General features: G+C 72.7%; 16 protein-coding genes and 1 pseudogene. 9 read left to right on the top strand and 8 right to left on the bottom strand.

Going from position 1 to position 24,295, the window contains the following annotated elements; genetic code table 11:
- Positions 1-39: 39 nt before the first annotated feature.
- Positions 40-948 carry a serine hydrolase gene (locus tag ACYVOO_RS39790; RefSeq protein ID WP_461020602.1) on the bottom strand — a complete coding sequence of 303 codons (909 nt, stop codon included), beginning with the start codon at positions 946-948 and terminating at the stop codon, positions 40-42.
- Between the two features lie 212 nt (positions 949-1,160).
- Between ACYVOO_RS39790 and ACYVOO_RS39785 the strand changes: the two genes are divergently transcribed.
- On the top strand, positions 1,161-2,519 hold the full coding sequence (locus tag ACYVOO_RS39785) for an erythromycin esterase family protein (RefSeq protein WP_461020601.1): 1,359 nt from the start codon (positions 1,161-1,163) through the stop codon (positions 2,517-2,519).
- A gap of 15 nt (positions 2,520-2,534) precedes the next feature.
- Here ACYVOO_RS39785 and ACYVOO_RS39780 read toward each other — a convergent pair whose 3' ends face one another.
- A complete protein-coding gene (locus tag ACYVOO_RS39780; protein ID WP_461020600.1) occupies positions 2,535-3,365 on the bottom strand; it encodes a putative protein N(5)-glutamine methyltransferase in 831 nt (276 codons plus the stop codon).
- A 152-nt stretch (positions 3,366-3,517) separates the two neighbouring features.
- Positions 3,518-5,581, bottom strand: a complete 2,064-nt coding sequence (locus ACYVOO_RS39775; protein ID WP_461020599.1) for an ABC transporter ATP-binding protein — start codon at positions 5,579-5,581, stop codon at positions 3,518-3,520.
- A 344-nt stretch (positions 5,582-5,925) separates the two neighbouring features.
- On the opposite strand from ACYVOO_RS39775, the gene ACYVOO_RS39770 reads away from it, so the two are divergent.
- Positions 5,926-7,620 (top strand): sodium:solute symporter family transporter, encoded by a 1,695-nt coding sequence (locus ACYVOO_RS39770; RefSeq protein WP_461020598.1) that lies wholly within the window; start codon positions 5,926-5,928, stop codon positions 7,618-7,620.
- Between the two features lie 87 nt (positions 7,621-7,707).
- Here the strand turns inward: ACYVOO_RS39770 and pdxR are convergent, their stop codons facing one another.
- Positions 7,708-9,189 carry a MocR-like pyridoxine biosynthesis transcription factor PdxR gene (gene pdxR, locus ACYVOO_RS39765; protein WP_461020597.1) on the bottom strand — a complete coding sequence of 494 codons (1,482 nt, stop codon included), beginning with the start codon at positions 9,187-9,189 and terminating at the stop codon, positions 7,708-7,710.
- Positions 9,190-9,217: 28 nt separating this feature from the next.
- Between pdxR and ACYVOO_RS39760 the strand changes: the two genes are divergently transcribed.
- Entirely contained in the window at positions 9,218-10,138 is a 921-nt protein-coding gene (locus ACYVOO_RS39760; protein WP_461020596.1) for a methyltransferase domain-containing protein, read from the top strand.
- A gap of 74 nt (positions 10,139-10,212) precedes the next feature.
- Here the strand turns inward: ACYVOO_RS39760 and ACYVOO_RS39755 are convergent, their stop codons facing one another.
- Positions 10,213-10,977: a thioesterase II family protein gene (locus ACYVOO_RS39755; RefSeq protein ID WP_461020595.1), complete on the bottom strand. Its 765-nt coding sequence runs from the start codon at positions 10,975-10,977 to the stop codon at positions 10,213-10,215.
- 663 nt (positions 10,978-11,640) lie between these two features.
- Between ACYVOO_RS39755 and ACYVOO_RS39750 the strand changes: the two genes are divergently transcribed.
- From ACYVOO_RS39750 to ACYVOO_RS39740, 3 genes are all read left to right on the top strand, one after another.
- Positions 11,641-12,669 (top strand): hypothetical protein, encoded by a 1,029-nt coding sequence (locus tag ACYVOO_RS39750; protein WP_461020594.1) that lies wholly within the window; start codon positions 11,641-11,643, stop codon positions 12,667-12,669.
- A gap of 187 nt (positions 12,670-12,856) precedes the next feature.
- Positions 12,857-14,053: a glycosyltransferase family 4 protein gene (locus ACYVOO_RS39745; RefSeq protein ID WP_461020593.1), complete on the top strand. Its 1,197-nt coding sequence runs from the start codon at positions 12,857-12,859 to the stop codon at positions 14,051-14,053.
- Positions 14,054-14,466: 413 nt separating this feature from the next.
- Entirely contained in the window at positions 14,467-15,216 is a 750-nt protein-coding gene (locus tag ACYVOO_RS39740) for a S1 family peptidase (protein WP_461020658.1), read from the top strand.
- Positions 15,217-15,387: 171 nt separating this feature from the next.
- Here the strand turns inward: ACYVOO_RS39740 and ACYVOO_RS39735 are convergent, their stop codons facing one another.
- From ACYVOO_RS39735 to ACYVOO_RS39725, 3 genes and pseudogenes are all read right to left on the bottom strand, one after another.
- Positions 15,388-16,200, bottom strand: coding sequence for an SAM-dependent methyltransferase (locus ACYVOO_RS39735; protein ID WP_461020592.1), 813 nt, complete (start codon positions 16,198-16,200; stop codon positions 15,388-15,390).
- 384 nt (positions 16,201-16,584) lie between these two features.
- Positions 16,585-19,239, bottom strand: a pseudogene (locus ACYVOO_RS39730) (PA14 domain-containing protein); the annotation flags it as partial.
- A gap of 162 nt (positions 19,240-19,401) precedes the next feature.
- The gene (locus tag ACYVOO_RS39725) at positions 19,402-20,988 is read right to left on the bottom strand and encodes an FMN-binding glutamate synthase family protein (RefSeq protein ID WP_461020591.1); all 1,587 of its coding nucleotides are present in this window, start codon (positions 20,986-20,988) and stop codon (positions 19,402-19,404) included.
- Positions 20,989-21,365: 377 nt separating this feature from the next.
- On the opposite strand from ACYVOO_RS39725, the gene ACYVOO_RS39720 reads away from it, so the two are divergent.
- The 3 genes from ACYVOO_RS39720 to ACYVOO_RS39710 all read left to right on the top strand — a co-directional run bounded on the left by ACYVOO_RS39720 (position 21,366) and on the right by ACYVOO_RS39710 (position 24,048).
- Positions 21,366-22,772 carry a glycoside hydrolase family 5 protein gene (locus tag ACYVOO_RS39720; protein WP_461020590.1) on the top strand — a complete coding sequence of 469 codons (1,407 nt, stop codon included), beginning with the start codon at positions 21,366-21,368 and terminating at the stop codon, positions 22,770-22,772.
- A gap of 228 nt (positions 22,773-23,000) precedes the next feature.
- Entirely contained in the window at positions 23,001-23,204 is a 204-nt protein-coding gene (locus ACYVOO_RS39715; RefSeq protein WP_453350629.1) for a hypothetical protein, read from the top strand.
- 142 nt (positions 23,205-23,346) lie between these two features.
- On the top strand, positions 23,347-24,048 hold the full coding sequence (locus ACYVOO_RS39710; protein WP_461020589.1) for an AfsR/SARP family transcriptional regulator: 702 nt from the start codon (positions 23,347-23,349) through the stop codon (positions 24,046-24,048).
- Positions 24,049-24,295 lie beyond the last annotated feature (247 nt).

Genomic DNA, 24,295 nt, shown 5'->3' with positions numbered 1-24,295 from the left:
CGACGGGGGACGTAGCCGCGTACGTCCCCGGCCCCCCCGTCAGGTGCCGAGCAGGGCGCGGACCGCCGTCGTGGAGACCTTCTCGACGAGGTCGATGCCGGTCCGGTGCGAGGGCTGCCCGTCGGACAGGACGGCGATGAGGAGCGTGCGCCCGTCGGACTCGATGCGGCCGATGCTGTTGACGTCCCACAGGCCCGTGGCCGAGCGCGGCAGCCAGCCGTTCTTGAGCGCGACGGTGGTCTCGGCCTCGGCGGCGGCGGAGACGCCCCAGCGCTGGCCCTCGACGACACCGGTCATCAGGGTCCTGATGTACTCGCGCGAGTCGGCGGAGAGCGGGGAGTCCTCGCCGAACACCGCTTGCAGCAGGGCGAGTTGGTCGCCCGCCGTGGTCTGGGTCAGGCCCCAGTGCAGGTTCGTTCCGCCGGTCGTCGCCTCCAGGCCGAGGCGCTTGTTCGCGGCGTCCAGGCCCGGGGCTCCCCCGATGGCCTGCCAGAGCGCGTCGGCCGCCGTGTTGTCACTGCTGCGGATCATCGCGGACGCCAGCCGCTTCTGCTCGGCGGTGAGGTGGCTGTCGCGGTCCTGGGTCCGCAGCAGCAGGGCCGCGAGGATGTCCACCTTGACGATGCTCGCGCAGTCGAAGGTCTCGGAGTCCTTCTTCGCCCCGTGGACGACGGACTCCCCGCTCTCCACGTCCTCGACGGCGACGGCGTAGCTGCCGGAGCTTTCCGGCAGTGCCTCCAGCGCCTCGCGCACGGCGCGGTCGAGGTCCACCGAGGGCGAGGGTTCCGGCGACGGGGAGGCGGAGGACCTGCCGGACGAGGCCGACGGCGATCCCGAGGCCCGCGCGGCCAGCGCGTCCTTCCCTGGTTCCTCGCACGACATCGTCGCGGTGAGGGCCAATAAGGCCGCTGCCGCGGGCAGCGCTCTGCAACGTGATATCCGGGGCACGTCGCGGACGCTAAGCAGCGGAGATGAGAGCCGCATGTGAAGCGCGTCAACTCTGGGCAAGAAAATTCGCCCGTACGAGAGCGGTGGAGTGGTCACCCAAGCCTCTTGTGTCCCCTGAGTCTCCTGAGCCCCGGGCGTAACTGAAGTGACGGGCACGGTGGGCCGACGTACCGTAAGGCCGCCGCATCCGCGACACCGAGAGCGAGCCCAGCATGTCCACCTCCCACACCGCCGCCTCGGCCGGGACGAGCAGCACGAGCGGCACGACGGACGCGAGTGGCGGCGGCCCCTTCGCCGCCTGGCTCCGTACGGGCGCGACCCCGCTCACCACCCTCGACCCCGACGCCTGCCTCGACGAACTGGAGCCGCTGCGCGAGATCGTCGGCGATGCCCGCGTCGTCGCGCTCGGCGAGAACTCGCACTTCATCCGCGAGTTCGCCCTCGCCCGCACCCGCCTGCTGCGCTTCCTGGTCGAGCGCTGCGGCTTCACCGTCCTCGCCTTCGAGTACGGCTTCAGCGAGGGCTTCGCCCTGGACGACTGGACACAGGGCGCAGGACCTGACGACGCGCTGGAGCGCTACAGCGCCGCGGCGCTCCCCATGGGCATCGAGGAACCGCTGCGCCGCCTGCGCGCGCACAACCGCACCGCGCCGCACCCGGTGCGGTTCGCCGGGATCGACATCCCCGAGGCGGGCGGCTCGCTGCTGCCCGCGCTGGAGCCGGTCGTCGGCTATCTGCGCGAGGTCGACCCCGAGCTGCTGCCGCTGGCCGAGTCGGCGCTTTCGATCGCGCGGCGCTTCGCGGGCGGGTCCGGGGCCGTCGCGGCGCCCGCCTGGGCGCGGCTGGAGACGTCCGAGCAGGACGCGCTGAGCGCGGCGCTGGCCCGGCTGCTGACGCGGTTCCGCGCCGTGGAGCCGCTCTACGTGGACCGCGGCGGCCGGCGCCGCTTCGACATCGCCCTGCGGAGGGTGGAGGGCGCGTGCCACGCGGACTACACGTTCCGGGCCATGGCCGGGCTCTTCGCGGGGACCGGGCTGACCGCCGACACCTCGGCCCGCGAGGTCTACATGGCCGGTTCGGTGCGCTGGCATCTGGCACACGCCGAGCCGGGGACCCGTATCGTCCTGGCGGCGCACAACGCCCACATCATGAAGGAGCCGGTGTCCTTCTCCGGCCACCTCACCGGGCTGCCCATGGGCCAGCACCTCCACCGCGCCCTCGGGGACGACTACGTCGCGCTCGCGCTGACCAGCGTCACCGGCGGCACCGCCGAGATGCGCCGCGACGAGAGCGCCCGCTTCGGTTTCGTCGTCGAGGACACGCCCCTGGGCGCTCCCGAGCCCGGAAGCATCGAGTCCGCGTTCGCCGAGGCGGGCCTCGGGCTCGCCCTCGCCGACCTGCGGCGGGCGCCCGAGCAGGCTCAGGGCGCAGCGCCCGACCGGATCCGGATACAGGGCTCCTACCTCCACGCTCCCGTCCTCGACGCCTTCGACGGTGTGCTGGCCGTGCCGTCCTCCACCGTCGACGAGGGCGCCCCGGGCCCGGCCCCGGCCCCGGAGAGCGGCGCGTAGCCGCCGACGTGGCCGCTACGCGTCGCCCCTCGTCCCGATGACGACGGTGGCGCCCAGCTCGTCGCAGGAGACCACCGTCGGGGCCAGCCCGCCCCGGGCGACCGCCTCGACGCTGCACTCCGCCTGGCGCTCGCTCGTCTCGACCAGCATCCGGCCGCCGGGCGCCAGCCACTGCCGGGCCTCCCGGCTCACCCGGCGCTGGATGTCAAGACCGTCCGCGCCGCCGTCGAGCGCGGTGCGCGGCTCGTGGTCCCGCGCCTCGGGCGGCAGCAGTCCTATCGCGTCGGTAGGCACGTAGGGCGCGTTGACGACGAGTACGTCGACGCGTCCGCGCAGTGTGGGCGGCAGCGGTGCGTAGAGGTCGCCCTCGTAGACCCGGCCGCCCACGGCGGCGACGTTACGGCGGGCACAGCGCACCGCCTCGGGGTCGATGTCGGCGGCGTACAGCTCGACGCCGTCCGCGCCGGAGGCCAGCGCGGCGCCCACGGCGCCCGAGCCGCAGCACAGGTCGAGGACGACGGACGAGGCGCCGACGAAGGGCATGGCCTGGTGCACCAGGAACTCGGTGCGGCGCCGTGGCACGAACACACCGGGGCCCACGGCTATCCGGAGACCGCAGAACTCGGCCCAGCCCAGGACGTGTTCGAGGGGGAAGCCGTCGGCGCGGCGCTCCACCATGGCGGAGAGTTCGGCGGGTGTGCGGGCCGCGGAGACCAGCAGTTCCGCCTCGTCCTCGGCGAAGACGCAGCCCGCCGCGCGCAGCCTGCCGACGACGGCGGAAGAGGCGTCGGAGGCGGCAGAGATGGCGGAGGTGTCAGAGGTGTGGAGGGAAGGGGTGAGCGACATGGGGGAGGAGCCTTTCGGGATACCGACGGGCTCCCTCGGTCACCTGCGCCGCATGGACCGTACGACCGTGAACGAGGGCACCCGACCTGACACAGCGGTAATGGGTCCCACCTCCCTCGGTACGTCTACGTCCACTGCTGGGTCCGGCAACCTTACCCGAGAGTCACCCCCGCCGCCCCACCCCCGCCGTCGAAGGTGTGGCCGTACTGCGCCGCCTGCGCGCTGTACATCGCGCGGTAGCGGCCCGCCGGGTCGGCCATGAGCGCCGCGTGGTCGCCCTGCTCGGCGACCCGGCCCTCGTGGAGGACGTAGATGTGGTCGGCGTGCGCGGTCGCGGCCAGCCGGTGGGTGATCAGGACGACGGCTGTGCCGTCGGCCGTCATTTCGCGCAGCCGCGCGAAGGCGTCGATCTCGGCCTGCGGATCCAGGGCCGAGGTGGGCTCGTCGACCAGCACGAAGGGCGCGCGGCGGTAGCGGATACGGGCGTTCGCGAGCTTCTGCCACTCGCCTCCGGAGACCTGGGTGCCGCGTTCGTAGCCCTTGACGACGATGCTGTCCCAGCCGTACGGGAGGCTGTCGACGAACTCGTGCGCGTCGGCGTCCCGTGCGGCCGTCTCCAGCCGGCGCTGGTCCGGCGGTCCGGAGGGGTCGCCGATGGTCACGTTGGTGCCCGCGGTCATCTGCCAGCGGGGGAAGTCCTGGCCGAGCAGGGCCACTTGGCCGAATACCTGGTCGCGGTCGGCCTCGCGCAGCTCGACGGCGACCTCCTCCGTCTCCGTCTCCGCACGGTCCGCGCCGTCCCCCGCGCGGTCCGTACCGTCCGCGCCGCGCTCCCCCAGCCACCACACCTGCCCGCCGGTGGGAAGCAGCAGTCCGGCGAGGACCTTGGCGAGGGTGGTCTTGCCCGAGCCGTTCGCGCCGACGAGTGCCACCACGGTCCCGCGCGGTACCGAGAGGCTGACCTCCTCCAGCGAGGGCCGCTCGGCGCCCGGATAGGTGAAGGACACGCACTCCAGCCGGATCTCGCGCACCCTCTCCGGCAGCGGCCTGCCCGACACAGGGATGGCGTGGCGCGCGGCGACCGCGCACGCCTCTTCGGTGTCGTTGAGGTAGAGCGTCTCCTCGTACATCCGGTTGAGCTGCGAGACCAGGGCCGTCAGCTTGCCGGTGGAGGTGCGGATGGCGATCACCGCGGTGCCGCCCACGGCCAGCGGCATCCCGCCTCCGGTGAGCAGCAGCCACAGCACGCCGTACGCGGCGAGCCCCGCCATCCCGGAGAAGCCGGAGGCGATCAACTGGGTGCCCGCCTGGGCGCGCGAGAGCCTGCGCTGTTCGCGCTCCATCGACCCCGACATCTCCTCGTACGCGCGCAACAGCAGCCCGCCCGCGCCGTGCGCGCGGACCTCGGGCGCCGCGTGAGGCAGCGTCAGATACTGCAACAGCACGGCGATGGCGCGACGGTGGTCGATCCAGTGCAGCCTGGACGCGTACTCGCGGCGCGCCGAGCGCACCGCGCCCCAGCCCTTGGGCACCGCCACCAGGACAAGCATCGGGAGCAGGACCGGGTGCAGTGTCATCAGCACGGCCCCGGCCGCCGCCAGCCCGATCAGCGCGTTCACCACCGAGACGGACAGGCCGATCATGCGGCGCGACGAGTCCGTGCCGAACCTGCCCGCCTCCAGCAGGCGTTGCACCTCGGGTTCCTCCGTCGCACGCAGCTCGACGCGGCACGTCGCAGCGTAGTAGCGCGCCGAGATCCGGCGCTCGACCTGCGGTTCCATGCGGCCAGAGGACGCGACCGAGACGGCGGCGAGCACAGAGGTGCACACCGCGACGAGCGTGACGGCGAGCAGCGCGGGCAGCGCCTGGTGGAGCCGCTGGGGCGTGGGGCCGCCCGCGAAGAGTTCGGTGAGCACGCGGTTGGTGGCCACCAGCGCGAAGGCACCGGCCAGTCCCTGGCCGAACTCGGCGGCCACGAGGGAGCAGAGCGCGGGCCTGTCCACCTCCCAGGCCGCGCGCACCACCACGCCCACCATCCGGGGCAGGGCCTTGGCCATTCCCCAGAAACCCACCCGTAACAGGGGGCTCTCATGGCGCACGAACGGCAGGTCGTAACGGAGTTTGCCGCCGAAGAGGCGCTTCTCGGCGGCCGAGACATCGTCCTCGTCCCCCGTAAGCCTGCCGCCACGACGCGGGCGCGAATGCCGCACTGTCACAAGCACACCTCTTCCTCGGTACCGCAGTTGAGCGGGACGGGTACGGGGAGTGCGGAGGCGAGCGTGGTGGCGCGGGAGACGTGGAGAGACGCGTCACCTTTCTCTCACACACAGCCCCTGGCTGATCACAGACAGTGGATCTACACTCCCTCAAACGCGCCGGTAACTTGCGGCGCCTTCCGGCCGTGCCTGTCTCCGCACGCGCCGCCTCCCTCCGCCCGCTCGCCTGGAGAAGCTGTGACTCCCCCACACGCCGGCGCCCTCGTCCGCCGCCCCTCCCGCCCGTCCTTCCGCCAGACTTTCCGCCAGACCTTCCGTCAGCCGTCGCCGTACGGATCCGCCGCGTGACCGGGGAGCTGGCGGACGACCGCTTCCTCTCCATCGCCCTGTTCCTGCTCTTCCTCGCCTGCTGTCTTTCCCTCTCGATGTGGGCCAGTCCCGATCTGCGCGACGAGGACAGCCTCTTCACCGACACCGACCGCCCGGGGCCGATGCGCAGCGGCCTCGCCTTCACAGGTGACTTCATCTCCGTCGCCGGGGTGCTCTACCTCATCGGCATCGTCGCCGTCGCCGGTACGGACGGCGTCCTCGTCGTCGCCGCCGCCGCTGCCTCGCCCCTGCTGATGCGCCGCTGGCTGGCCGGGAAGCTGCCGATCAGGAAGGGGTGGTCGTTCGGCGACGTGCTGGCGCACCGGCTCCCGTCGGGCCCCGCACGCCGGGCCGCCGCGACCGGCGCCCTCGTGGCGACGGTGCCGCTGCTGGTGGCCCAGCTCGTACCGATCGGCCAGATCACCGCCGCGCTGATGGGCCTGCCGGGTGAGGCCGGTGAGCAGGCGGGCATCGTGCTGGTCGGCGCGCTGATGCTGGCCTGCGTCACGATCGGGGGCGCGCGCGGTGCGACGGCCCTCCAGATCTGCAAGGCCGCCGCCTTCCTGGTCATGGGGCCGCTGCTGTGCTGCCTGGTCCTCTTCCAGTTCCGCTGGGACCCGGGCGCCATGCTCAGCGCCGCCTCCCGCGCCAAGGGTTCGGCCGACGCGTATCTGTCGTTCGGCGGGCTGTTCGGCACGGACCTCACGGGGATGCTGGACCTGGCGAGCATCACGGTGACCGTGCTGCTGGGTGCCGCGTTCCTGCCGTATCTGGTGACCCGGCTCTCGGGGTGCGACGAGGTGTGGATCGCGCGGCGGGCCGCGGGGTGGGGCGCCGGTGCGGTGATCCTGCTGTGCACCGCGGCCGTGATCCTCGGCTTCGGCCTCCGGGCCCTCGTCGGGGCGCGCGAGCTGGCCGAGCAGGGCCCGCGGGGCGGCAACAACCTGCTGCTGCTCGCGGCGGCGCTGGACGGCAACGGCACCGGACACCCCGGCATGCTGCTGACGTTCGTCTCGTGCGCGGCCTTCCTGGCCGTGCTGGCCTCCGCGTCCGTGCTGCTGCTGTCCGCCTCGGCCGCGCTGGTGCACGACCTGGGGTGGGGCGCGGGCACGGGCACGGGGAGCGGGCGCGGAGCCGCCGCGAAGGGGCGGGCCCCCGTGCCGGGTCAGCCTTCCCCTGCACGGCACATGCCGGGCAACGTACGGGCCCGGCTGGCCCTGTTGGGCGTCGGCGCTGTGTGCCTCGTGCTGGCGGTGGTGGCACGCGAGGTCAACCCCCAGTTCTGGCTGACGCTGACCTACACCCAGGCGGCCTCGGTGCTGCTGCCCGCGCTGTGCTACTCACTGGGCCGCCGCCCCTTCCCCCTCGCTGCGCTGCGGCGGTGCGTGTACGGGGGCACGGCGGTCACGCTCGCCCTGGTCGCGTTCTCCCCCGCGATGTCGGGGGCACCGGACGCGGTGTTCCCGCACGCCGACTGGCAGTTGTGGCCGCTGTACGCGCCGGGGCTCGTCAGTGTTCCGGCCGGGTTCGTGCTGGGGGCGATCCGCAGGGCGGGCGAGGGGGCCCCGGACTCCGGTACGAGGCCCGCGCCCGGACCCGGGCCCGTGGGGACGGTGCCGCCGCAGGACCCGAGGGGCGGCGCGGCACGGGACGAACTCGCGGGCCGCTGACGGGAGTTGACGGGCGCGGCGGGCGCGGCGGGCGCGGCAGGCGCGGACGGGAGTTGACGGGGAGGGCGCGGGGCCCGGCGGGGCTGGTCAGCACACCTCGCGCAGGGCCGCGCCGAGCGCCGCGATCCCCTCGTGGAGGGACGCGGTCGTGCACGCCGCGTAGCCCAGTACGAGCCCCGGTCGACGCGGACGCTGGCTGTGCCAGGACAGCGGCTGGGTCTTGACGCCACGCGCGAGCGCCGCCGCCGCGAGGCCGGTATCGGGAAACGCCCCGTCGAAAGTGACCGTCAGATGGAGACCGGCGGCGGCGCCGTGGACCGTCGCGTCGGGCAGATGCTCGCGTATCGCCTCGATCATCGCGTCCCGTCGCCGCCGGTGCCGCCCGCGGAGAAGCCGGAGCTGCCGCTCCAGCTCCCCCGACTCCATCAGCGCGGCCAGGACCAGTTGCGGCAGCGCGGCGTTGCCCTGGTCGGCGAAGCGCTTGGCCGCGATCAGCGCGTCGCGGTACGCCGAGGGCACCAGCACCCAGCCGACGCGCAGGGCCGGGGCCAGCAGTTTTGAAACGCTTCCCGCGTAGCAGACGTGCTCGGGGAGCACGGACCGCAGGGCGGGGACCGGCGGCCGGTCGTAGCGGTGCTCGGCGTCGTAGTCGTCCTCGACGACGAGCCCGCCCTCGTGCGTCGCCCAGCGCATCAGGTCGCGGCGTCTCGCGCCGTCGAGCACGACTCCGGTCGGGAACTGGTGAGCGGGGGTGAGCAGCACGGCGGGCGCGCCCGTTGCGCGCAGCTCATCGACACGTACACCGTCCGCGTCGACCGCGGCCGGCGGCGTCTCCAGCCGGTGCCCGCGCAGCAGTTGGCGCACGCCGAGCGACCCGGGCTCCTCTACGGCCACCCGGGTGATCCCACAGTCCCTGAAGACCTGGCCGAGCAGGGCCAGCGCCTGTGTGGTGCCCGCCGTGATGACGACCTCGTCCGCCGGCACGACGATCCCGCGGTTGCGAGCGAGCCAGGCGGCGACGGCGTGCCGCAGCTCCGGGGCCCCGCGCGGGTCGGCGTAGCCGAGGGCGGAGGCGGGGAGGTCCCTGAGCACGGCCCGTTCGGCCCGCATCCACCGCGTGCGCGGAAAGACCGTCAGGTCGGGCAGACCGGGCGAGAGATCGATACGCGCCGGGGCCGCGCGCAGGGTGTCGAACACGTCCGCGGCGGGCGCGGCGGCGAACAGCCCTCCGGCCTCCCTCTCCGGCTCCGGGGCCGGAGGGGCGAGTGGCGCGGGAACGGCGACGACGACCGTTCCCCCGCGCCCCCACCCCTCCACCTGCCCGGCCTCGGCCAGACGCTGGTACGCCTCGGTCACGACCCCTCGGGAGACCCGCAGTTCGGCGGCGAGTACGCGGGTCGCGGGGAGCCTGCTGCCCACGGGCAGCCGGCCGTCGGAGAGGGCGACCCTGAGCCGCCCCGTCAGCCAGTCGGCGAGCCCGCCGAGTGGCGCCTCCCCGGTGTCGAGCTGGAGGAAGTCCGACCCGGCGCTTATGGACTCCTCGGGGGCGCTTTCATTGGACCTGTTCACCGGGCCATTGTGACGACAGGGTCGAGGCATGCACACAGACACCACGACCGGCCGCCCTTACGCTGCCGCTTCCTCCTCTGTCCCGTCTTCCCCGTCTTCCCTTGCCGCCGCTCCCCTCTCAGTACCCGCCGACGGAGCGCGGGCCTATGTCCACGGGTACTCGGAGCGGGAGGCCAGAAGGCTGGGCGACCAGGCCGACACGCTGGCCCGGCTCCTGCACGGCGGCACGGCGTACCCGCCCGGCAGCCGGGTGCTGGAGGTGGGCTGCGGGGTCGGCGCGCAGACCGTGCACCTGGTGAACGCGAGCCCGGGGGCACACATCGTGGCCGTGGACATCTCCGGGGACTCCCTCGCGCAGGCGCGCGCCCGGGTCGCCGCCGAGGCACCCGGAGCCCCGGTGGAGTGGCACCGGGCCGATCTCTTCGACCTCCCCTTCGCCGACGCCGAGTTCGACCACGTCTTCGCCTGTTTCGTACTGGAGCACCTGGCGGACCCGGCCGCCGCGCTGACGGCACTGCGGCGGGTGCTGCGGCCCGGAGGCGGCATCACGGTGATCGAAGGTGACCACGGCTCGGCCTTCTTCCACCCCGACAGCTCCGCTGCACGCGCCGCCGTCCAGTGCCTGGTCCGGCTCCAGGCCGACGCAGGCGGCGACTCCCTGATCGGCCGTCGCCTGTGGCCGCTGCTCACCACGGCCGGTTACCGACACGTCCGTGTCGGCCCCCGCACCGTCTACGCCGACGCCGCGCGGCCCGCCCTCGCGCGGTCGTTCACCCTCGACACGTTCACCGCCATGGTCGAGTCCGTACGCGCCGACGCGCTCGCCGCCGGACTCGTCACGGAGGCCGACTGGGACCGGGGCATCGCCGGTCTCCGCCGCACGGCCGAGGAGGACGGGACGTTCCACTACACGTTCTTCAAGGCCGAGGCGGTGAACGGCCCGGTGTAGGAGGAGGCGGAGGTGGAGGTGGAGGTGGAGGCGGGGCCCACCCCGGTCCGTCAGCGCCGTGCGGTACGCGGCGGTCAGCGCCGTGCCGTGCGTGGCGCGTCCCGCAGGACGCCCCGTACCAGCTCCGCCACCCGCTCCCACTGCTCCGCGAGATAGAAGTGGCCGCCCTCGAAGTCGTGCAGGGCGAAGCGGCCCGTGGTGTGGGCCGCCCAGCCCTGTGCGCCGTCCACGCTGGCCCTGGGGTCCGTACGTCCCACGAGCGCGACGACGGGACTGGCCACGCGTGCTCCCTCCGCGCACACATAGGTCTCCACCGCCTTGTAGTCGCTCCTGACGGCGGGGAGGACCAGGCGCAGCATCTCCTCGCTGGCCAGGACCCGCGTGTCCGTGCCGCTCAGCTTGCCGATCTCGGCGATCAGCGCGTCGTCGTCGAGCAGGTGCAGTCCGCTCGGCCGCTGCGCCGCCGGGGCCGAGCGCCCCGACACGAACAGCGCCAGCGGCGCCACGCCCCGCCTCTCCAGCCTGCGCGTCACCTCGAAGGCGACGGAAGCGCCCATGCTGTGGCCGAAGAGCGCCAGTGGGCGGTCCGTCCAGGGGGCCAGCGCCTCGGCGACCCTGTCGGCGAGGACGGTGACCTCTTCGATCCGTTCCTCGTGACTGCGGTCCTGGCGGCCGGGGTACTGGACGGCGAGCGTCTCGACGTGGGGGTGGAGCGCCTGGGAGAAGAGCCGGAAATAGCTCGCAGAACCGCCCGCGTGCGGCAGCACCGCGAGCCGGACGGCCTCACTGTCCGGTGCGGTGTGGAACCGCCTCACCCAGGCCGAGCTGTCCACGGTCACGACGCACCTCCGGCTTCCCGTGACCACGGTGGCCACGACGGTCATTCAGGCTGCCCCCGCCCGCGCTGAGTAACCGCTTCCGCCGCGTGACGCCGTGCCGAGTCGCGCCGGGTCGCGCCGCGCCCTGCCGCAGTGGGCCGGTGACGGAGCGTCACCGGGCGCGTAGACAGGGCCGTCGGCGGCGAGCGGTCCGTGTGGGGCAGCGGCGAAGGGCCGCCGGGCCGAAGGGCACGGGGGCGGTACGGCCCTCACCGGGCCGCCCGCGTCCTACGGGGAGCGCAGGAAGGCGCCCCGCGGAGCGGATATCGGCCAGATCGGACGGGCCGCGCGGGCCGAATGGGAGCGGTGCCCCGGCCCGTACACGCGACCGCACCGGCCGCACCGCACCACGTCCGCCGCTCCCGTGAACCGTCACCCCGTGTTCCGCGTCCCCGGTCCCGTCGCTCTTAGCACCGCTTTCGTCGCGCGGCAAGATCTGTCCCGGGCCGAACGTGAATGTCCGCTTCGCACGGGCGCCGGTGGGGCCGCCCGTGGTGGTCCCCGGGTGGCCCGGGTAGCTGTGAAGACGAGGGTGTCACAGCACCGCGCCGTGACGAGCGGACGTGGGGAGCGGTCGTGTCGTGGGGAGCGGTCGTGAGGAGCGTGAGTGTGGGAGGCCGCACGGTGCTTGGGGTTGCGCCCGACGCGCGGGCCGCGGCGTGTGACGAGGACACTGTCGCAGGCATAGCGCTGTCCGTGCTGGCGGCGTCGGGCACCGAGGACGCCCACCGTTCGCTGCACGGCCCCGCTCTGGTGGCCGCGGCGCACGCGGCGCAGTCCGCTCACCGGCCGGGAAGACCTGCCCGTATGGAGCGGATCCGTGTCCACGGCCCGGATGTCCGGGCCGCCGTCGTGCCCGAGTGGATACGTCCCGGCCCGCTGAGCCTCTCCCCCGTCGGCCCGCCCGCGCCGCACCTGGACCGTTCGGTCTCCCGTGCCCTGGCCGCCCTCCCCCGCACGGCGGACCCCGGCACCTGCCGACTGGCCGCCTGGCGCGACGACGAGCGTGCCGTACTCGACGAGAGCACCGCGCTGCTGCGCAGCGCGTGGCCGGAACTGCTCGCCGAACTCCGTGAGGGCGTCACCGAGGTGGCGCTGCTCGACGGGCACGCGCTCGACGGCTTCACCGACTTCGTCACCCACGGCGCGGTGTTCATCCGCCGCGGCCTCCTCACTCCTGGTCCCGGCCCCCGCTCCGGCAGACTGCCGGGACCCGTACGGTTCGCCGAGGCCCTCACCCGCGAGGGCACCCGCACCCGCTGCAACGCGGCGGCGGTCGGCACCCCGTTCCTCGTCCCTTCCGGGGAAGCTGCCGGGGCCATGGCACACGCCGAAGCCCCCGCCGCGACAGGTGCCCGCCAGGTGCCGGGCCCGCTGCGCGGCGACCCCCGCCCCGTCGCCGGGCTGTTCCAGGAGGTACTGGCCCTGGTGCGCCGCGTGACCCTCTACGAGCGGCTGTGGGAGGTCGCGGAGCTGGCGCACGACCCCCTGTCCGCGCGTCGGTGCCGGCTGCTGGAACGGGCGGTGCGCGCCGTGGACGCGCTGCGCGGGCAGTCGTCGCTGCTGACCTCGCGCGGGCTCGGCGTCCTGGCAGAGGCGGAGGAGGCGACGCGGCTCTCGCACGGCTGGGCCGCTACGGGCCGCCACGTCTGACCGGGCGGCGACGGACAGCGCCACCGGGTCAGGGCCGGGCCCCCACCCCTGACCCCGAACCCCGACCGTTCCCCGAGCGGCACAGCTCGGGCCCACCCCGCCTCCCTCGTCCGCCCCGCGTCCGTCCGCCCAGCCTCCGTCCGACCCGCCTCCGTCAGCCCGGCCCGCTCACCAGGAGGAGACGCCCATGCGTATCGCCTATCTGCACGGCGGCAGCATCCCTTCCGCGTACGCCGGCGGAGTGCACGCCATGCGCATGTGCGACGCCTTCAGCGACGCCGGTCACGACGTCACGCTCTACGCGCTGCCGGGCACCGCCACCGCCGACCCGTACGTCTACTACGGCGTGCGCAACCCCTTCCGCCTCCGCCGCATCGCGCTCACCGTCGAACGCGAGGGCGGGGAGGGCGGGCGCCCCGGCATCGCCACGGGCGGGTACGTGACCGGGGACGCCGACGCGGGTGCCGCGCTGCGGCGGCGGGCGGCGCGCGTACGGACCGAGCTGGAGCGCGGCCCGCGCCCCGACCTGCTCTACGGGCGCGAGCCCTACAGCCTGCTCGCCGCCGCCGAGCTGGCCCCCGTCGTCTACGAGGCGAACGCGCTGTGGGACGACCCGTCCTGGCGGGAGACGGAGCGCGCGCTGCTGCGGCACCCCTCGCTGAAGCGCGTGGTGTTCGTGGCGCACGGGCTGGCCCGCGCCTACGCGCAGGTCTTCCCCGAGCTGGCCGGGGTCGCGACGGAGGTGGCTCCCGACGGCGCCGACCCCGCGCCCCAGCACGTCGAAGCACCCGTCGAACTCCCGGGGCGTCCCGACGCGCTCAAGGCGGGCTACGTCGGCCATCTGCACCCGGGACGCGCGGTGGACCTCATCCTGGCACTGGCCGGACGCCTGCCCGCGATCGACGTGCATCTGGTGGGCGGCACGACGGAGGGCCTGGCCTACTGGCGCGGGCACGGCGCGCCCGCGAACGTCCACTTCCACGGGCACCGCTCGCCCGCCCAACTCGCCGCCTACTACCCGCACTTCGACGTGGTGCTGGCGCCCTACCAGTCGCGGGCCGCCGAAGCGGACGGCGCCGGTGACGCCGCGCTGTGGATGTCGCCGCCGAAGCTGTTCGAGTACATGGCGCACGGCAGGGCCATGGTCGTCTCCGACCTCCCCGTGCTGCGGGAGGTGCTGCGGGACGGTGAGGACTGCCTGCTGTGCCCGCCGGAGGACGTCGACGCCTGGACGGCTGCGGTCACGGCCCTGACCGCCGACGGCGAGCTGCGGCGACGGCTGGGGGCGAGCGCCCGCGACGAACTGCTGGCCCGCTACACCTGGCGCCGCCGCGCCGATCTGGTGCTGCCTCCCGCGCCGGAGCGGGCGCGCACGGGGAGCTGACGACGCGCGGTCCGAGGCGGACGACATGTACCGCGCCACACGCGGTGCGGCACGCGCGACGCGTCACACGTGCCGCACCGGAACCTCCGCCTCCCCCCTCCCGGCCCAACCGTCTCTCCTCATCCAGCTCACTGGGCCCCCTTGTCACGGCGTTCACTTGATTCACATAATTGCGGAGCGCTTTACGGGAGTTGCCACACGGGGCCGCACGTCTTGCGGTGGAGCGGCACAGGGGGAGCATCTCTTCTTCCGCGCCCGCACCGGGCCCCGGCTTGGCATGCCCTCGACAAAGCGTGCAACCCCCCACGAAAGGACATCCCTTGAACACGAACAGCCAGGGCGCGCGGCGCGGCAGCAGGATCACCCGCGGCGCGATGGCCTCGGCGGCCGTCGCGGCCGCCGCGTTCGCACTGATGGTGCCGGGCAGCGCGCAGGCCACGGGCGCCGGGTCCGACGGGGCGCCAGACCCCGTGCCGAGCCCGAAGATAGTCGGCGGCGAGAAGGCCCAGCAGGGCGAATTCCCGTGGATGGTGCGGCTGTCCATGGGCTGCGGCGGCGCGCTCTACAAGCAGGACGTCGTGCTCACCGCCGCGCACTGCGTGGAAGGCAGCGGCGAGAACACCGAGATCGAGGCGGTCGGCGGGGTCACCGACCTCTCCTCCCCCGACGCCGTCAAGGTCAACTCCACCAAGGTGCTCCAGGCCCCGGGCTACGACGGCAAGGGCAAGGACTGGGCGCTCATCAAGCTGGAGAAGCCCATCGACCAGCCCACCCTGCCGCTGGCCACCTCGGCGGACCTGAACGAGGGCGACTTCACCGTCGCCGGGTGGGGCGCGGACAAGGAGGGCGGCGAGCAGCAGCAGAACCTGCTGAAGGTCGACGTGCCCTTCGTCGACGACGCCACCTGCGGCAGCGCCTACGGGAGCGAGCTGACCCCGGAGGAGGAGCTGTGCGCGGGCGACCTGGAGAACGGCGGCATCGACTCCTGCCAGGGGGACTCCGGCGGCCCGCTGTTCCGTAAGGACGAGGCCGGGGAGTTCGTCCAGGTCGGCATCGTGAGCTGGGGCGACGGCTGCGCGCGTCCCGGCAAGCCCGGTGTCTACACCGAGGTGAGCACCTTCGCCGCCGACATCGAGAAGGCGGCGGGCGAACTGGGCGCCTGAAACACCCGGCACGCCTGACGCGTCCGAGGCGTCCGACGCGCTGACGTCCCCGTCGACGGCCTCACCGTCGGCGGGGACCGCCACGCGCGACGCGAGGCCACGCGACGCGGCGGCCACGAGCGGCCCGGGCCGTCTGGGCTCGGCCCGGGCCTCCCAGAGTTCTCAGGGCTCTCAGGACTTGCGGGCCACGCCCCCGTACATGGCGATGTCCCGGTCATCGACCCGCTCGTCGTCGGCGCCCGGGTGCCAGCGGTGCACCTGCACGACGCCGGGTTCGACCAGGTCGAGACCGGCGAAGAAGGACTCGGCCTCGGCGTGGGTGCGCAGCTGCATGGGCATGCCCCGGCGCGCGTACTCCTCCGCGACCTTGCCCACCTCCTCGGGCGCGAAGTCGGCGGTCCCGATGGTCGCGGCGAGGTAGCTGCCCGGGGGAAGCGGGTCGAGAAGGCGCTCGATCAGACCGTGGTCGTCATCGTCGGAAAGGATGAAGTGGAGGATGCCGATGACCATCAGCCCGACCGGCTCCCCCAGGTCCAGGGTCTCCTGGAAGACCGGGTCGGACAGGATGGCGTCCGGGTCCCGCATGTCCGCGTCGATGTAGGCGGTCCGCCCCTGCGGGGTGCTGGTCAGCAGGGCCTGGGCGTGGGTGAGGACGATCGGGTCGTTGTCGACGTAGACCACCCGCGAGGCGGGGGCCTCGCGCTGGACGACCTCGTGCAGGTTGGGCGAGGTGGGCAGTCCCGTACCGATGTCGAGGAACTGGCGGATGCCCGCTTCCTTGGCGAGCCAGCGGCCGGCGCGGTGCATGAAGGCGCGGTTGGCGCGCATGTGCACCGGCAGCGCGGGCCACTCGCGGCACATCACGCGGGCCGCTTCCTGGTCGACCTCGTAGTTGTCCTTGCCACCCAGGATGTAGTCGTACACGCGCGCCGAGTGCGCCTCGTCCGTCACGATCCTGTCTGCCTGATAGCCGTGCTGGCTCATCGCTCACCTCCGCCGGAGCGGCCCCGTCCGCGGCGACGGGCCGTGCTGTGGTCCGGTGGCCAGCATGTCACGGAGGCGGAAGCGGAGCATCCAGGGCCCCTGCCTGCCCCTCCTGCCCCTCCTGCCCCTCCTGCCCCGTCGACGCGCCCTCGTCCGGAGCGCCGCCGGCCGGGCCCGGCACTCCGGCCGGAGCGACCGGCGGTACGGCCGGAGTGACCGGCGGTACGGGCGTGTCGGCGGCCCACAGCACCCTGCGGCGCGGGGTCGCGGCCGAGGACGGACGTGCGTCCGCCCGCCGCCCTGTGGGACAGGCGGCGGACGGGCGCGGTCCGGGGTGATCCGGAGTGACGCGCGGTCACGGGAGCTTGCGGAGCGGCACGGTCAGTCGCCCGCGCCCGCTCCCGCCGCGATCACCTTCTCGTTGACGGCTCTGACCCGCTTCGGATCGACCTTGATGTCCCGCCGGTCGTACGTCCACATGCCGTTCAGCTCGTTCTCCAGGTCGGTGACCTGCGTATAGACCGAGCCGGACAGTCCGGCTGCCGCCTGCTGGAGATAGAACTTCTCGGTGTTCTCGACGTACTTCGCGGTCAGTGCCTCCTTGTCGGCCACGCCGCTGTAGATCACCGTCGGGGTGCCCGGCCACATGTGTCCGGGAGTGCGCAGGGTGAAGCCGCCGTGTTCCCCGTCCATCGCGGCGCGGTGGTCGGCCGTGGGCGGGTCGTCGTTGTTGTAGTCGTGGTGGTCGATGATGTCGCCCTTGCCCGAGTCACCCTTCGAGTTGCAGCAGTTGACGCCGCTGTGCGCGTTGACGACGCGGGAGGGGTCGGCCGCCTTGACGGACTCGGCGATCTTGCCGGTCTCGGTGCGGTCCCACTCGCCCCAGCCCTCGTTGAAGACCACCCAGCCGCCGACCGAGGGCGAGTTGTGCAGTTGCTCCATCACGCGCTTGCCCTCGGTCAGGAACGCCTGCTTGCCCTCCTCGTTCGTGATGTCACCGGACACGAAGTCCTGCCACACGAGCAGTCCGAGCCGGTCGGCGTGGTAGTACCAGCGCGCCGACTCCGCCTTGATGTGCTTGCGCACGGCGTTGAAGCCCAGCTCCTTCTGCGCCTCAAGGTCAAAGCTGAGCGCCTCGTCGCTGGGCTGGGTGTGGAGGCCGTCGGGCCAGAAGCCCTGGTCCAGCATGGCGAGGGAGAAGAACGGCTTCCCGTTGAGCACGAGCTTCTGGTGGCCGCCCACCTTCTCGATGCCGAGGGAGCGCATGCCGAAGTAACTCTTCAGCCTGTCCTTCGACCTGCCGTCGGTGAGGGTGACGTCGAGGTCGTAGAGGTACGGGTCGTCGGGCGACCACAGGTGCTGGTTCCTGACGGGCAGGCGCAGATCGCTGTTGGCGGGTCCTGTGACGGAGCCGACCTTCCTGCCCTTCGCGTCGCGGGCCACGGCCGTGACACGGGCCGACGAGGACGCGTGCTCGGACTTCGCGTTCACCGTGAGGCTGTGCGCGTCGATGTCGGGGGTGGTGACCAGCCGGTCGACGGCGGTCTTCGCGACGGGCTCCATCCAGACGGTCTGCCAGATGCCGGAGGACTGGGTGTAGAAGATGCCGCCCGGGTCCGTGGCCTGCTTGCCCCTCGGCTGGTTCTGCCCTGCCGTGTCGGTGACGGCGACGACGATCTCCTGCTTGCCGCCCCGCTTGAGCGCGTCGGTGATGTCGGCGCTGAAGGCCGAGTAGCCGCCCTTGTGCTCGGCGACCTGCTTCCCGTTGACCCACACCCGGGCGTGGTGGTCGACGGCGCCGAAGTTCAGCCTCAGCCGCTGCCTGTCGCCGACGGACCACTTCGCGGGGACGGTGATCTGCTTGCGGTAGAACATGTGGTCCTCGTGCCGCTCCAGCCCCGAGAGCTGCGACTCGACGGGGAACGGCACGGTGATCCGCTCGTCGAGGGCCTTGCCGAACTGCGGCTCCTCGCCCTTCTCCGCACCGGCGAACTCCCACTGCCCGTTCAGGTTGCGCCACTCGTCGCGCACCTCCTGCGGGCGGGGGTACTCGGGGAGCGGGTTGCGGCGGTCCAGCTTCTCGCCCCACTCGGTGAGCAGGCGTTGCGTGGACGCGTTCCGCGCGTGCCGGATGATCTGCGGCACGGTCTCCCCGCCCGCCGTCAGGCCGCCCTTCCCGTCGTACGAGAAGCGCACCTGCTGGTCCTTCTGCACGGGCTCGGCCAATGTGACGATCAGCGCTCGCGGGTCGTCGGCCGCCGGGGTGACGGACTCGACCGGCATCTTCGTCGTGTCCACCTCGATCGCCAGGTGGTCCTCGAAGCCCTCGTACCCGGCGACGTCACCGGCGAAGGTGGTCTGGAAGCGCCGCCCGTCCTCGCCGACGGAGAGCGCGACGGGGTAGACCTCGTAGTCGGCGGGCGGGGTGAAGGCGGACTCGGGGACGATCTCCCTCTCGACCGTGCCGCTCTCCCAGCTCAGGGCCAGGTTCGCGCCGCCGGTGTCCTGGAACAGCTCCACGCGTATCTCGTGCGGCTCACCGGCCGTCAGCCTGACGGGCTCGCTCTTCTGCTCGTTGTCCCAGTCGGGCACCCAGTGGTCGATGACCGGCTTGCCGTCGATGAGGATCCGGAAGCCGTTGTCGCCCTTGGCGTAGAAGGTGTAGTCGCCGGTCTCGGGGGCCTCGATACGTCCGGTCCAGCGCGCCGTCGTGTGCTCGGTGCGGCCGGTCACGGACTCGAAGATGGAGGCGAGCCCGGGGAAGTCGACGCGCGGTTCGAGCGCGACGCCGCCGAGCTCGGCGAAGTCACGGGCGCCCGGCTCGGACATCCTGAAGTATTCGCCCTTCAGGCCGTGCACGGGGGCGTTCGGGTCGTCGTCGGCGAAGGTGGCCGCCCGGTCGGCGGGAGCCGCCGAGGCGTCGGGCAGCGGTCCGTTCAACGGCAGTGCCAGCGCCGCCGCGAGCAGCAGCGACCAGAGGAGGAGAAGTCGGGGACGGATGCGGGTGCGGGTGCGGGTGCGGGTACGTCTATGTCTCACGTGATTCCTCACGCTCGTGGAGGGGCATGTCCATGAAATACGACACGTGGTCAAACATTGAGTCACAACCTCCACCACGAAACAACATGCGTGCACACAAGAAACACGCCAAGAGTGCTCCGGGACGCGGGAGTTCGCCGCCCGCCTTCGGCGCGTGGCGCGTCAGGCCGTGAACGTGTCCGCATCGGCCTCGTGCCAGTCGCGGGCCCAGTCGCGGGGCGCCGCGCCGTCCAGGAGCTGCCCCGGCTCCAGCCACTCGTACAGGTCGGCGAAGGAGCGCACCGTGTCGGGCCCCACCCGGCGCCGCAGCATGTCGGGACGCAGATCGGCGGCGGAGCGCGCCCCCAGGGAGGCCATGATCTCCATCGCGCTGTGCACCGTCGCCTGCTGGAAGCGCTGGACGCGCCGGTACTTGTCCTCGACGTCCAGGGCGCGCCCCCTGCGCGGATCCTGGGTGGCGACGCCGACGGGACAGGTGTTGGTGTGGCAGCGCTGTGACTGGATACAGCCGACCGCGAACATCATGGCCCGCGCCGCGTTGGCGTAGTCGGCGCCCTGGATCATCCGCTTGACCAGATCGGCCCCGGTGGCGACCTTGCCGCTGGCGCCGATCCGCACCCGCTCGCGCAGCCCCGAGCCGACCAGCGCGTTGTGCACGGTGGACAGGCCCTCGGTCAGCGGGGTGCCCACGTGGTCGATGAACTCCAGCGGGGCCGCGCCCGTGCCGCCCTCGGCCCCGTCGACGATGATGAAGTCGGGGGTGACGTCCTCCTCGCGCATCGCCTTGCAGACCGCCAGGACCTGGCGGCGGCTGCCCACGCAGAGCTTGAAGCCCGTCGGCTTGCCCCCGGACAGCTCGCGCATCCGGGCGAGGAAGCCCACGAGTTCGCGGGGCGTGGAGAAGACGCGGTGGTAGGGCGGCGAGACGACGGTCTTGCCCTGCGGCACCTCCCGTACGCGGGCGATCTCCGCGTTCACCTTGCCGCCCGGCAGGACGCCGCCCATGCCCGGCTTCGCGCCCTGCGAGAGCTTGAGCGAGACACAGCGCACCGCGTCCCAGCGCGCCTTGCGGGCGAACTCCTCAGCGTCGAAGTCCCCGTCGTCCGTACGGCAGCCGAAGTAGCCGGTGCCGATCTCCCACACCAGGTCGCCGCCGTGACGGAGGTGGTAGTCCGAGATCCCGCCCTCCCCGGTGTCGTGCGCGAAGCCGCCCTCGGCCGCTCCCCGGTTCAGCGCGAGGATGGCGTTGGCCGAGAGCGAGCCGAAGCTCATGGCGGAGACGTTCAGCAGGGCCATGTCGTACGGGCGCGTGCACCCGGGCCCGCCCACCCGCACCGCCGGCGGCCGTTCGGGCAGGGGCCGGGGCGCGACGGAGTGCACGAAGTACTCGTAACCGGCCTCGTAGACGGGGCGTTCCGTGCCGAAGGACGCCTGGTCGGCCATGCCCTTGGCGCGCTCGTAGACGATCGAGCGGGTGTCGCGGTCGAAGGGGCGGCCGTCGAAGTCCCGCTCCACGAAGTACTGCTGAAGCTCAGGGCGGAGGCTCTCCAGGATGTAGCGCAGATGGCCGATTACCGGGTAGTTGCGCAGGACGGAGTGGCGACGCTGGACGAGGTCGTACAGCCCGACCAGGGCGAACGCCAGCAGCACGCCCGCCGCCCACCACCAGCCGCCGTCGGCCGCCCAGCCCGCCCAGAGCGCCGCGAGGGCCAGCAGCCAGAGGATCGCCACAACTGTCACACGCGCCACTTCACGCCTCCGTATCCCTCCGTGCCGGGCTCCCGCCGGAGCCGGTCGCTGGAGACCGGCGTACCCCGACAGCATCCGGCCACCCACCCTCTCCGACCCGGGCGCGGCGTCCCCGGCGACGCGCCGCCGCACGAACGGCTGCCGCACGGAGGGACCCGCGCAGGGCCCGCGCGGAAGGACCCGTACAGAGGGCCGAGTTCCAGTCATCCCGTCCCCGCCCGTTGACGCGGCTCCGCGCAGCTTCTACAACGACAGCGTCAACACGTTTGGGAGCGCTCCCACACCCCGGCGGACACAGCCCCCTGAGCCGTTGCCCACGGCCTCCTGAGGGCCGGGAGTCATGCGCCGCCGCCCCACTCCCCCACCGGAAGGTGACGATGACGAACCTCACGAACGAGAGAACGCGCCGCACCGGGCGCTTGCGGCGGGCGCTGCTCGCCGTAGCGCTGAGCGCGGCGAGCCTGCTCACCATGGGCCAGCTCAGCGCCCCCGACGCGCACGCGGGTCAGAGCGCCCCAGCCCCGCACCGGAGCACGGACGCCGGGGCGGCGGCCCCCGGCGACGACTGGCTGCACACCCAGGGCGGCGACATCGTGGACGCGCAGGGCAACAAGGTATGGATGACGGGCACCAACTGGTTCGGCTTCAACACCGGTGAACGCGTCTTCCACGGCCTCTGGTCGGCCAATATCGAAGAACTGACCCGGGCCATGGCCGAGCGCGGGATGAACACGATCCGGGTGCCCATCTCCACGCAGTTGCTCAAGGAGTGGAAGAACGGCCAGGCCACGGCGCCCTCCGCCGTGAACACCTGGGCCAACCCGGAGCTGACGGGCATGACCTCGCTCCAGGTCTTCGACTACTGGCTCGACCTGTGCGAGCAGTACGGCATCAAGGTCATGATGGACGTCCACAGCGCCGAGGCCGACAACTCGGGCCACGTACACCCCGTGTGGTGGAAGGGCTCGGTCACCGTGGAGGACTTCTACGCCACCTGGGAGTGGCTGGCCAATCGCTACAAGAACGACGACACCATCCTCTCGATGGACATCAAGAACGAGCCGCACGGCAGGCAGAACGAGAGCCCGCGCGCCAAGTGGGACGGCTCGGCCGACCAGGACAACTGGAAGCACGCCTGCCAGACGGCGGGCCGCCGGATCCTGGCCGTCAACCCGAATCTGCTGGTGCTCTGCGAGGGCATCGAGATCTACCCGAAGAACGGCACGGACTGGGGCTCGACCACTCCGGCGGACTACCACTCCATGTGGTGGGGCGGAAACCTCCGCGGCGCCAAGGACCACCCCGTCGACCTCGGTACGCAGCAGGACCAGCTCGTGTACTCGCCGCACGACTACGGCCCCTCCGTCTACCGCCAGCCGTGGTTCGAGGGCGAGTGGAACAAGACCACGCTGACCGAGAACGTCTGGCGGCCCAACTGGCTCTACCTCAAGGAGAACGGCACCGCTCCCCTGCTCGTCGGCGAGTGGGGCGGGCGGCTCGACGGCGGCGAGAACCAGAAGTGGATGACCGCGCTGCGCGACCTCATCGTCGAGCACCGCATCCACCAGACCTTCTGGTGCCTCAACCCCAACTCCGGTGACACCGGAGGGCTGCTCGACTACGACTGGAAGACATGGGACGAGGCGAAGTACGCGCTCCTCAAGCCCGCGCTCTGGCAGAAGGACGGGCGCTTCGTCGGCCTCGACCACCAGGTCCCGCTCGGCGGCGCCAACAGCACCACCGGCACGAACGTCACCGCCGCGACGGCGGGCACGCACGACTGACGCGCCGCTGCCGCACCACTGACGCACCGCCCCTCACCAGGCGGTGAATGGGACGGGCGCCCGGTGCTCCTCCGGGCGTCCGCTCCCGGGCGCGGGGCGGTTCGTGAGCGGCTGGCGGTCCGCTCGTGAACCGCCCCGTGCCATGGCGACCGGCCGTCGGTGACCGGGCGCCCGCGATCCGTACGTACGTTCAACGCCCCGGTGACGGGCCCGTGGCAGGCTGCCGGCATGGTGTCCGGAAGTGGCAGGACCGGCGTGTGCGTGGTGCGCGTGGAGGCCCAGACGCACGGTGCGCTGATCACCCTGCGGCTCAATCCCGACGTCGAACGGGTCCCCGTGGGCGTCGATGCGTCTACAGCAGATGCCGAGTCGGCCGTACGGATGGTGCGGGAATTTCTTCTGGCCTTCCTCGCTGAGACTGCGGATCGTTGATACACCACAGTCAGCGTCCCGTGACGGCCGGGCAAGGGACCTCCGACTCCCGTCGAGGGGCGCGCTCGCGCGGGGGGAGAACGCCATGCCGCCGGATTTTCCTCACCTTCTGGCCCCCTGGGGCGCCCAGGAAACCCTGCCTGTGCTGCACCTTTTCGGGGAGCTTTCGGTCAGCGTCGGCTCGCGGCGCGTCGACGTGCCCAGAAGCTGCGGGCGCCTGCTCGCCTTCCTGGCGCTGCGCCCCTGCCGGGTCGAGCGGCCGTACGCCGCCGGGTCGCTGTGGCCCGTGCACGACGAGGCCAGAGCCAACGGGAACCTGCGCTCCGCGCTGTGGCGGCTCAACCGCATGGACGTCCGGCTGGTGGCGGCCGACAAGCACGGACTCACGATGCGTGACGAGGTGCTCATCGACCTGCGGACGGTGAGCACCTGGGCCACCCACGTCATCGAGGGTCGCGCGACACCGCGCGAACTGCGTGCCGCACCGCCCGCGCCGGACGCGCTGGAACTGCTGCCCGGCTGGTACGACGACTGGGCGCTCATGGAACGCGAACGCGTCCGGCAGCGGCTTCTGCACGCGCTGGAGTGCCAGAGCCGGCAGCTCACGCGCATGGGCCTGTGCGCGGACGCGGTCGACGTCGCGATGGCGGCCGTCGGCGCCGAGCCGCTGCGTGAGAGCGCGCAGCGCGTCCTCATCGAGGCGCATCTGGCCGCGGGCAACTGGGTCGAGGCCCGGCGCAGCCTGGGCGTGTACGCGGACCTCCTGGACCGCGAACTCGGCCTGCGCCCCGACCCCGCGCTGTCCGGCCTGCTGCGCCGCGACGCGCCCTCGCGGGGGCGCTAGGAAACGGGGGGTTGCCTGTTCGTCGGGGGTGTTGCGCGGGACGGTTCGCCGGTGTGGTGGGTGCCGTAGGGTCCCGCGCTGATTTTTGCGCTGCGGCACGGGGGCGGTGCGCGTGTGGCTTGGCGCCGTGTTCGGCTGCCTGGCCGGTGGCTTCGGCGCGGCGTATGGACCGGTACGACGCGGCTTGCGCCGCGTGGTTCATGGCTTGCGCCGGTGGATATGGGGTGCCTGTGTGGTGGGGGTCGGC

The organism is Streptomyces daliensis (assembly GCF_054782395.1).
The sequence above is the reverse complement of the archived record's forward strand: the minus strand, read 5'-3'. Positions and strand labels throughout refer to the sequence as shown.

Bases quoted from the DNA above. Each gene is read 5' to 3' on its own strand.
- ACYVOO_RS39785 (WP_461020601.1), top strand. From the start codon at position 1,161: ATGTCCACCTCCCACACCGCCGCCTCGGCCGGGACGAGCAGCACGAGC.
- ACYVOO_RS39780 (WP_461020600.1), bottom strand. From the start codon at position 3,365: ATGTCGCTCACCCCTTCCCTCCACACCTCTGACACCTCCGCCATCTCT.
- ACYVOO_RS39760 (WP_461020596.1), top strand. From the start codon at position 9,218: ATGCACACAGACACCACGACCGGCCGCCCTTACGCTGCCGCTTCCTCC.
- ACYVOO_RS39745 (WP_461020593.1), top strand. From the start codon at position 12,857: ATGCGTATCGCCTATCTGCACGGCGGCAGCATCCCTTCCGCGTACGCC.
- ACYVOO_RS39740 (WP_461020658.1), top strand. From the start codon at position 14,467: ATGGTGCCGGGCAGCGCGCAGGCCACGGGCGCCGGGTCCGACGGGGCG.
- ACYVOO_RS39735 (WP_461020592.1), bottom strand. From the start codon at position 16,200: ATGAGCCAGCACGGCTATCAGGCAGACAGGATCGTGACGGACGAGGCG.
- ACYVOO_RS39720 (WP_461020590.1), top strand. From the start codon at position 21,366: ATGACGAACCTCACGAACGAGAGAACGCGCCGCACCGGGCGCTTGCGG.
- ACYVOO_RS39715 (WP_453350629.1), top strand. From the start codon at position 23,001: ATGGTGTCCGGAAGTGGCAGGACCGGCGTGTGCGTGGTGCGCGTGGAG.